Raw genomic sequence first — 383 nt, forward strand, 5'->3', positions numbered from 1 at the left:
GGTCCAGCATAACGCATTGCAGCAGGAAAAACACCTAAAAAGACGCGGTCTTTTGGATAATAACCATTCAATAACACTTGATAGCTTTTCATTCTCACATCTGCCGGGATATCGTCAGATTTTGTTTCACCGACAAGCGGATTTAAAAATAAACCATCGACCGTTTCTAATGCTGTTTTTTGAATATATTCATGCGCACGATGAACCGGGTTTCTCGTTTGGAAACCAACAATGGTTTTCCAGCCGTTTTCTTTAAAATGACGTCTTGTTTCTTCTGGCTCATACGTAAATTGAGGGAATGGTTTTTCACTGCGTTTCGTCAGTGTAATTTTCCCGCCAATGTAAGTATCGCCGCGTTCAAATAATTTTTTCACGCCTGGATG

The 383-nt window shown here is 40.5% G+C and carries 1 pseudogene; it reads right to left on the minus strand.

Going from position 1 to position 383, the window contains the following annotated elements:
* A pseudogene (locus AC0IXA_RS27215) lies at positions 1-383 on the minus strand (sulfate adenylyltransferase); the annotation flags it as partial.

It is taken from the genome of Pseudomonas sp. AC083, assembly GCF_979253165.1.